7 protein-coding genes are annotated in these 8,795 nt (G+C 66.4%); 4 read left to right on the forward strand and 3 right to left on the reverse strand.

Going from position 1 to position 8,795, the window contains the following annotated elements; genetic code table 11:
* Nucleotides 1–93: 93 nt before the first annotated feature.
* Complete coding sequence (locus M9890_14765) at nucleotides 94–2,073, reverse strand: S9 family peptidase (protein MCO5178215.1); 1,980 nt, start codon at nucleotides 2,071–2,073, stop codon at nucleotides 94–96.
* A 445-nt stretch (nucleotides 2,074–2,518) separates the two neighbouring features.
* Here M9890_14765 and M9890_14770 point away from each other — a divergent pair, with 445 nt between their 5' ends.
* The 4 genes from M9890_14770 to M9890_14785 all read left to right on the forward strand — a co-directional run bounded on the left by M9890_14770 (nucleotide 2,519) and on the right by M9890_14785 (nucleotide 6,964).
* Nucleotides 2,519–4,612, forward strand: a complete 2,094-nt coding sequence (locus tag M9890_14770) for a hypothetical protein (GenBank protein MCO5178216.1) — start codon at nucleotides 2,519–2,521, stop codon at nucleotides 4,610–4,612.
* A gap of 70 nt (nucleotides 4,613–4,682) precedes the next feature.
* Nucleotides 4,683–4,994, forward strand: a complete 312-nt coding sequence (locus tag M9890_14775) for a hypothetical protein (protein MCO5178217.1) — start codon at nucleotides 4,683–4,685, stop codon at nucleotides 4,992–4,994.
* Nucleotides 4,991–5,992 (forward strand): MBL fold metallo-hydrolase, encoded by a 1,002-nt coding sequence (locus tag M9890_14780; GenBank protein MCO5178218.1) that lies wholly within the window; start codon nucleotides 4,991–4,993, stop codon nucleotides 5,990–5,992. The genes M9890_14775 and M9890_14780 overlap by 4 nt, the downstream gene beginning before the upstream one ends.
* Nucleotides 5,993–6,001: 9 nt before the next feature.
* Complete coding sequence (locus tag M9890_14785) at nucleotides 6,002–6,964, forward strand: agmatinase (protein MCO5178219.1); 963 nt, start codon at nucleotides 6,002–6,004, stop codon at nucleotides 6,962–6,964.
* 316 nt (nucleotides 6,965–7,280) lie between these two features.
* Here the strand turns inward: M9890_14785 and M9890_14790 are convergent, their stop codons facing one another.
* Entirely contained in the window at nucleotides 7,281–7,577 is a 297-nt protein-coding gene (locus tag M9890_14790) for an antibiotic biosynthesis monooxygenase (protein ID MCO5178220.1), read from the reverse strand.
* A gap of 77 nt (nucleotides 7,578–7,654) precedes the next feature.
* Nucleotides 7,655–8,795 (reverse strand): phenylacetate--CoA ligase (locus M9890_14795; protein MCO5178221.1); only part of this gene is annotated, 1,141 nt, incomplete at its 5' end.

The raw sequence follows: 8,795 nt of genomic DNA on the forward strand, positions 1-8,795 counted from the left end.
CGGCGCCCCCGCGCCCCCGCCGCGGTGTTATTTTCTTCCCCCCCCGCCCCCCGGGGGGGGTGGGGGGGCTGGGGGGTGCGGCCCGTCGTCCCTCTACTTCACATACTCGTCAAACCAGCCCAGCACGCGCTCCAGCAGGTCGCGCTGGTGGTGGTACTCGCCGATGCCGTGCGGCTCGCGGGGGTAGACGACCATCTTCGTTGGGATGCCGAGCGTCTTGAGCGCGTTGTACATCTCCCAGCCCTGGCTGACCGGCACGCGGTCGTCGTTGCCGCCGTGCAGCACCAGCGTCGGCGTGGTGACCTGGCCGATATAGCGCATCGCCGAGCCGTGCCAGTAGGCGTCCGGATCTTCGGCAAACTCGGCGGTCATCCAGGAGCCGGCCCAGACGATGATGTCGGTCGTGCCCTGCATGCTGACGCGGTTGGTGACGCCGGCACCGACGATGGCAGCCTTGAAGCGGCTTGTCTGCGTGACCGTCCATGCGGTCGTCAGGCCGCCGTAGCTCCAGCCGCCGACGCCGAGGCGCTCCGGGTCGGCGATGCCGCGCTCGATCAGCAGGTCGAGTCCGACCTGCGAGTCGCGATAGTCCCCACCCATCCAGTCGCCGTGGTTCGCGATCTGGTAGTCCGAGCCACGGCCAGTACTGCCGCGCGGGTTGGGCATCAGAACGGCGTAACCGTTGCCGGCCAGGTACTGCCCCCAGTCGTGCCAGTTGGCGTACAAATGGTTGTCCCACGCCCAGGACGGTCCACCGTGGATGTGGAGGATCGTCGGGTAGGCGGTGCCCTCCTGGTAACCGACCGGGTAGATCAGCAGGCCCTCAACTTCCAGACCGTCGTCCGACTTCCAGCGCAGCACCTCGGTCTTGCCCAGTGAGCGCTCGCCCAGCGCTGCGTTGAAGCTGGTGATCTGGCGCGGTGCCGCGCCAACGACGCCGGCCCAGACTTCCTCGGGGTGCGTTGCATCGGTCCAGGTGGCGGCAAAGCGTCCGCCGTCAGCACTGAACCCCATACCCAGCGGCGTGCCGCTGCCGAACGCCCCGCCCGTCGACCAGACGCCACCCTGCTCGGTATGGAAGAGCGGCTCAACGTCGCCGCCCTCGGTCGCGATCGACACGACGCTGGCATTGACGCTCTGCAGGCGCAGCGCCGCCAGATGATCTGACAGTGGCCAGGCGATGCCGAGCGTCGACGCATCCTCGTCGCGCAGGAGCTCGCTCACGCTGGCCGGATTGGCAGCGTCGACGATGAAGATCGCCTCGCCGGCGTCGCGCTTCATGTCGAACGCGGCCAGCACCGCGAGTTGTGAGCCATCAGGCGACCAGGCGATCGAGCCGGGTGCGCGGAATGGCGGATTTTCGCCACCGACCGGCGTCAGTTCGCCACCGCTGGCCGGGACGAGGCCGAGCGTCATGCCGCTGAACGTCACGTCGAAGCCAAGGTGTTCGGCGACGGTGACGGCGATCTGCGAGCCGTCCGGGGACCAGGCGTGCTGCCAGACCTGCCAGTCGCCCTCCAGCAATCGCTGCGGCTCAACTGGCTCAACCGTCGCCGCGCCCAGCGGATCGTCCGGCAGGGCAACGACAGCGAGGCGGGCGAACTTCTCGTCCTCCTGATGGACGTAGGTGTCGTCGCGGTCCTCCTTGCGCTTCTTGTCGTCCTCGGAATCGGGATCGACCGCCAGCACTGCGATGCGGGTGCCATCTGGTGACCAGACTGGCGACGAGATGGCGGCATCCCACTCCGATACGCGCACGGCCTCGCCGCCGTCCGGGCTGATGACATGGAGCGCGCCGATACCGCGCTTCTCGCGGTCGGAGATGAACGCGACCAGCGAGCCGTCCGGCGACCAGCGCGGCTGCGTGTCGTTCGAGTCGCCGCTGGTCAGGCGGCGCAGTCCCGAGCCATCGGTCGCGGCGATCCAGAGATCGGCCTCAGCATGCTCGCCCTTCTTCGCAACCCAGCCCAGGCTGAAGATCAGGCGGTTGCCATCCGGCGACATGACGATATCGCCGGGTGCTCGCTGCGTAATCGCATCTTCAATGGAAACAGGACGCTGGTCGTCGGTCATTGCAATAACTCCTCTGATGGTGCCGCCTCGGCAGCATCGCCGGGCCAGCAGGCAGTATCGACGAAAGCGAGAGATTGCGCGAGGGCTGGCATACTTGCACCCATGCTGACACTCCGGCGAATCCTCAGGCAGCAGGCATTTGTTGCGGCTGCCATCTATCTGGTAATCACCTGCTGGATGCTGTGGCCGCTGCCTCGTTACGCCGGTTCGGCGGTGCAGGATCCGGGCGATCCGCTCATGCAGATCTGGGTGATGCGCTCGATCCAGCACAATCTGGTGCATCAGCCGCTGCACCTGCTCGATGGCACGGCCTTCTATCCGTTCAAGCTGTCGCTCGCCTACTCCGAAGAGGCGATCTCGACCGCGCTGGCCTGGCCGGTCCTATCTCGTCAGTGGCAACGACATCCTCGCCTACAACGTCCTCTTCATCGGCACTTTCTGGTTGATGAGCTTCGCTGTCTTCCTGCTGGGTCGCGAGCTCGGGGCGCTGCCCGGCGCAGCATTCATCGCCGGCATCGCCGCCGGATTCGCCGCCGGACGCTACGGGCACGTCAGCCACCTGAACCTGTCGACTCTTTGCTGGCTGCCGCTGGCGCTCTGGGCGCTGCTCGTCTTCGTCCGCACCAAGCGCAGGCGTTATGTCGTGCTGTTTGGCGTGACGCTGGCGATTCAGCTGCTCGCCTCGCTGCACATGGCGGTGCTGGCGACGGCCGCGCTGGGATTGATCCTGCCGTTCGTGATCTGGCACCAGCGCGAGCGGCTCGTGCGGCAGGACTGGATCGCTGCCGGGCTCGCAATCGTCGTCCCCTACCTGCTGCTGGCCCCGACCCTGTTGCCGCACCTGCGCGTCGGCGAGCTGTACGGCTTCGAGCGCGACCGCGATGATGTCCAGACGCTGGCCGCCGGAATCAGCAACTACCTGTCGGTCTTCCCGACGAACCACATCTGGGGCGGGATCCTCGACACCCGATCTGACGCGTTCTTCCCGGGCGCGATCGCGCTCATCGGTGCGGCGTTGGCCGTGCTCGCCTGGCGGCGCTGGCCAGTGCAATACGCGCTGCTGCTGACGATCGTCGGTGCAATCTTCTCGTTCGGCCTCTGGCTGGAGATCGCGGGACATCGACTGCCGATGCCGTGGGCTCTGGTCTACGATGGCTTCCCGCCGATCCGCGCGATCCGCGGCGTCGCTCGCTTCGGTCTGCTGACGGCTATCGGTGTCCCGCTGCTGGCGGCCTTCGGCTACAGCGCCGCCTGGCGTCGTCTCGGGCCGCGCTTCGGCCAGCGCGCGGCCACGGCCGGGCTGGCGTTCACCGTCGCGCTCAGCCTGCTGACGGCAGTCGAGCTGCGCAGTGGTGTGAATGCCTACCGCGTGCCGCCCGATCCGCCGTTTGTCGCCTGGCTGCAAGACCATCCAGATGGACCGGTGCTGGAGCTGCCGGCCGATGGCCTGATTACGCGCTGGACGACGCTGGAGAACGGTATCTTCCAGCCGATCCGCTCGATGTACCTCTCGACGCACCACTGGCACCCGGTCGTCGCCGGTTACAGCAGCTTCGTCCCCGAGCCACACTACGCGCTGTTGGCGTTGCTCAGCGACAACGAAGGCGACCTGTCGGCGGTCGGTTCGCGTCAGATCGGCGTCGTGCAGGACCTCGGCATTCGCTGGATCGTCATCCATCATCGCGATGACTACGACTGGCAGCAGGCGCTTGTGCTGGCGCAGACGCTGCCGGAGCTCCGGCTCGCCGGCGAGCCGGAGGGCGCGACCGTCTTCGAGGTGCTCCCCGCTGAGCGCCAGCCGCTCACGCTGGACGAGATCCGGATCACGCTGCCGGAGACGTTCGGCGTCGGGCTGCCGTTGCTGGCCACGTTACTGATCGACAACCCGAATCCAAATCCCGCCCTGCTGCGGACGATCCCGCCGCCGGACCTGCACCTGGTCTGGCGCGACGCGGGCGGCGGAGTCGTGCTGCGAGATCAGGCAGAGACGGCGATCCCGCTGGCGGCCAATCCGCTCGAGTCGAGCGTGATCGTGCCGGTCGCCGCGCCCGATCAGGTTGGGCAGTATCAGGTCGAGATGTGGCTGGACGACCACCCGGCAACGCGCATAACGCAGCAGATTGAAATCACCCGCGTTGCTGTCGTTGACGAACCAGCAGCACGACTCGTCCAGATCGACTGGGACGCGGCGTCAGCACGGCCCGGTGCGACGATCATGATCGACGTGACGTGGAAGATCCTGCGGCCACTCGGCGCGGACTTCGCCTCGACCGTGCAGTTGCTCGACGTCGCCGGTGAGCGGCGCGCAGCCTACGACCTGATCCCGGGCGGCTACGATCCACCATCCAGCACCTGGCAGGTGGGCGATAGCGTAACGCTGCACTACCCGCTCGTCATCCCGGCCGACCTGCCATCCGGCGACTATCAGCTGCTCACCGCGATCTACGCCTGGCAGGGGGACTATCCGCGTCTGCCAATTGTTCGGAGTGATGGGACGACTGGCGGTGAGGAAATCGCGTCGCCATTCGTCGTCAAGTGACGCGATCCCGCAGCACCACGTTGGCTGGTATCCTGCGAGTCGATCGACTGGCGATGGGAGGGGGAAACTCATGATTGCCGCACTTGTGCTGTTCAAGAACGACGGCACGCTCAGTCTCGAAGACGCGATTGCGCGCTTCAACACCACTGCGCCGAACTACGAAGGCCGCGCCGGTCTCATCACCAAGACCTACATCTACGGCGAAGATGGCGCAGAGCTGGGCGGCTTCTATCTCTGGGAATCACGCGAGGCCGCCGAATCGCTCTACACCGACGAGTGGAAGGCGAAGGCGACCGCGCTCTACGGCACCGCGCCTGTCTTCCGCTACTTCGACGCTCCGGTGCTAGTCAACAACCTGACCGCAGCGAAGGAGGCCCGGTGAGCGACGAGGAACGCTACGCGCGTTTTCACCAGGGCGGGCGCTGGCAGGGCCTGCCGGTGCAGGTCCGTGATGATGCTGCGCCGCACTTCGAGCCGGTCACGGCCCACGTCTTCCAGCGCGACGATGTAACCGAGAGCACCGCCGAGCCGTTCCCGGCCGACGCGCCAGACATCCTGATGTTTGGCGTGCCCAACAAGGGCATGATGGCCGGTCAGCCAACGAATGTGTTTCTGCTGGGATATGTCGCGGACGGCGGCCCGTTGATGCTCGTCGATACTGGCGACCACGGCAGCGAGGCAGCGTTGCTCGACGCCATCGCCGCCAGTGACATCGAGCTGTCGCGGATCAACCGCATCGTCCTGACACACTGCCACCCCGATCATGTCGGCAACGCGACGATGCTGAAGGCAGCGACCGGTGCGCCGGTCTGGGCGCACCCACTCGAACGCGAGCAGATCGAGCGCTTCCGCAGCGACCTCGTCGTCGATCACTGGATCGAGGATGGTCAGACCATCGACGGCGACGGCTTCTCGGTCGAGACGATCTTCACGCCCGGACACTCGCCCGGCCACGTCTGCCTCGTCGAGCCGCGCAGCCGCGTGCTGATCGCCGGCGACATGATCTCCGGCTTCGGCAGCGTCGGCATCTTCCCGCCAAATGGCAGCATGCGACAGTACATCGACAGCCTCCGTCGCTTGCTGGCAGTCGATGATGCGCAACCGTTCTCGCTCACCTGCCCTGGCCACGGACCGGTCATTCCAGCAACACGGGCGAAGATCGAGGAGTACATCGAGCATCGCCAGACACGCGAGAATGAGGTTTACGAAGCCGTTGCCACAGGCGCAGCGACGATGGACGCGCTGCTACCGATCATCTATCCCGGCATCCTCGATCATCTCTCGTTCGCAGCACGCAGCACGCTGCAGGCGAATCTGGACAAGCTCGTGGAAGATGGTCGTCTGACGCGCGACGGCGAACGATACGCAAATGCGGAGTGAGATGAGCATATGGACAAATCACGAACGGCAGCTCCGGCTGGCGGCGCGACATTCCTGAATGCGGAGCTGGTCACGGACCTGGCAGCTCTCGAAGCGGACATCGCCGTTCTCGGCATTCCCTACGGCGTCCCGTATGGCATGGTGGGCGTCGCTGGCCCCTGCTCAGCCGCCCCGGCAGCGCTGCGGGCGCAGTCGTTGAAGTTCGGCTACGGGATGTTCATCGAGCACTACGACTTCGATCATGACGGGCCGCTGCTGGGTGGACACGACGTCCGGATCGTCGACTGCGGCGACGCGTTGGCCGACCCGCTCGACATCCCCGGCAACTCGGCACGCGCGACGGCGGCGACGAGCGAGATCGTTGCGCGTGGCGCAGTGCCGATCATGCTCGGCGGCGACGACTCGGTTCCGATCCCTTTCTTCCGCGGCTTCGAAGGACACGGGCCGGTCACGCTGATCCAGGTTGACGCGCACCTCGATTTCCGCGACGAGCTGGACGGCGTCCGCGAGGGCTTCTCAAGCCCGATCCGCCGTGCGTCCGAGATGCCGTGGATTGATTCGATCGTCCAGATCGGGCTGCGCGGAGTGGGCAGTGCCCGGCCAGCCGAGGTGCAGGACGCCCGCGACAATGGCAATCTGCTGGTGACGGCCGGCGAAGTGCGCCGCGACGGCGTTGCCGCACTGCTGAGCCGAATCCCGACTGAGCACCCGTACCTGATTACGATTGACCTGGACGGGCTGGATCCATCGGTCGCCCCGGGCCTCTCCGGGCCAGCACCGGGCGGGCTGAGTTACGACGAGCTGGCCGAACTGCTGGCCGGGCTGGTGGCGCAGGGACGCATTGCCGGACTGGACATCGTCGAGTACGCGCCGGAGCTGGATGTCAACGGCCATACCGCGCTCGTGGCGACCCGGCTGATCCTGACGCTGATCGGCGCACTAACGCGCTCGGGGCAGCTCGGCCGAGCGTAAACAGCAGCAGGTCGGCGCTGCCTGGCGGACTCATTTCGGGTGCCGGAGCAACGTGTCGGGGGCCAAACGGGCGTATGCGATACGCCCCTACAAGAGCAGCGCACCGCATCAGATGCCACTATCCGTAGGGCGGGAATGCAACGCGGAGGATGCGGCTATGTAGGGGCGTATTGCATACGCCCGTGATTATCGCCAGCCCGGCCGAACGGCACGCACAAACGTCGTGACATTCTGACCGGTGCGTATGCAATACGCCCCTACATGCGCCACGAATTTCAGTCGGTTACCGACGCCCGTGTTGCGACAGACATCAGGATCAGGACGCGCTTTGCTCCGCCACGGTGTACCAGCGGTCCGGCCCGCTTGACTCGGACGCCGCGTTGAGTACCGACCGACCTCGGCGGAACTCGTCCGTCTCGTGCCAGCGCTCCCAGGCCGCTTTGTCGCGCCAGGTGCCGACAATGACCCGGCGCGTCGGCTCGTCCTCGGGAATCAGTAGATGCAGATCAACCCAGCCATCCTGCTGGCGCGCGTCGGCCGCGCGTTCGCGATAGGCGTTGTCCCAGGCAGCTTCGTGACCGGGCTTCACGGTCGATTCAGAGATCACGGTCATCATCGGGCACGCTCCTCTCGTCCTGGTCACCGCTGCTGCACGGCGAATGCCACGAACTGGAGCGTGCCTGTGCGTGCCTACGCCTCGCGCCGATCAACCACCCGAACTGCCTTCCCGCTGTCGATCCGTCCGACTTCGCCAGGGCCGACGAGGCGGACGCGCATGTTGAGATCGAAGCGGCTCTTGAGCATACGCTCGACCTGACTGCCCAGGATGCGCAGGTCTGCGTCGGTGACGGTTTGGGCGTACTGCGGAGTGATCTCGGCGATGACCTGGATCGTCTCGCGGCCCGACTCGCGGTCGAGGACGATCTGGTAGAACGGCGCGATCTCGTCGAAATCGAGCAGCGTCGCCTCAACTTCTGACGGGTACACGTTGACGCCGTGCAGCACGATCATGTCGTCGACGCGGCCCCGCAGGCGCGCGATCCGGCGGTGCGTCCGTCCGCAACTGCACGGCTCGTCGACGATGGCGGTGATGTCGCCAGTGCGAAAGCGCAGCATCGGCATTGCTTCCTTGGTCAGCGTCGTCAGCACCAGCTCGCCATACTCGCCATCGGCCATCGCGTCGCCAGTCGCGGGATCGATGACCTCGGGCAGGAAGTGGTCTTCCATGATGTGGAAGCCGTCGCGCGCTTCGGCGCACTCACAGCCAATGCCCGGGCCGATGACCTCGCTAAGCCCGTAGATGTCGATGGCGTGGATGCCGAGACGCCCCTCCAGGTCGAGCCGGATCGCCTCCGACCATGGCTCCGCGCCGAACACGCCGATACGCAGCGGCAGCTCGTCGGGCGTCACGCCCTCGCGTTCGAGCGCCTCGGCGACGATCAGCGCGTACGACGGCGTGCAGCACAGGACATCCGCTCCGAGGTCGCGCAGCAACTTGACCTGTCGCAGCGTGTTGCCGCCTGAGATCGGCACGACCGTCGCGCCCAGGCGTTCAGCGCCATAATGCAGCCCCAGACCGCCAGTGAACAGGCCGTAGCCGTAGGCGTTCTGCACGATGTCGCCGGGTCGCGCGCCGGCCAGAGCCAGCGAGCGAGCGCACACCTCGGCCCAGGTCTCAATGTCGCGGCTGGTGTAGGCCGAGATCGTCAGCTGGCCGCGTGTGCCTGACGACGCCTGCACCCGTGCGAGCTGCTGGCGCGGCACAGCCAGCATGCCGAATGGGTAAGTGTCGCGCAGATCGCCGCGGACGGTGAACGGCAGCCGGCTGAGA

This window comes from Thermomicrobiales bacterium, assembly GCA_023954495.1.
Classification (GTDB): Bacteria; Chloroflexota; Chloroflexia; order Thermomicrobiales; family CFX8; genus JAMLIA01.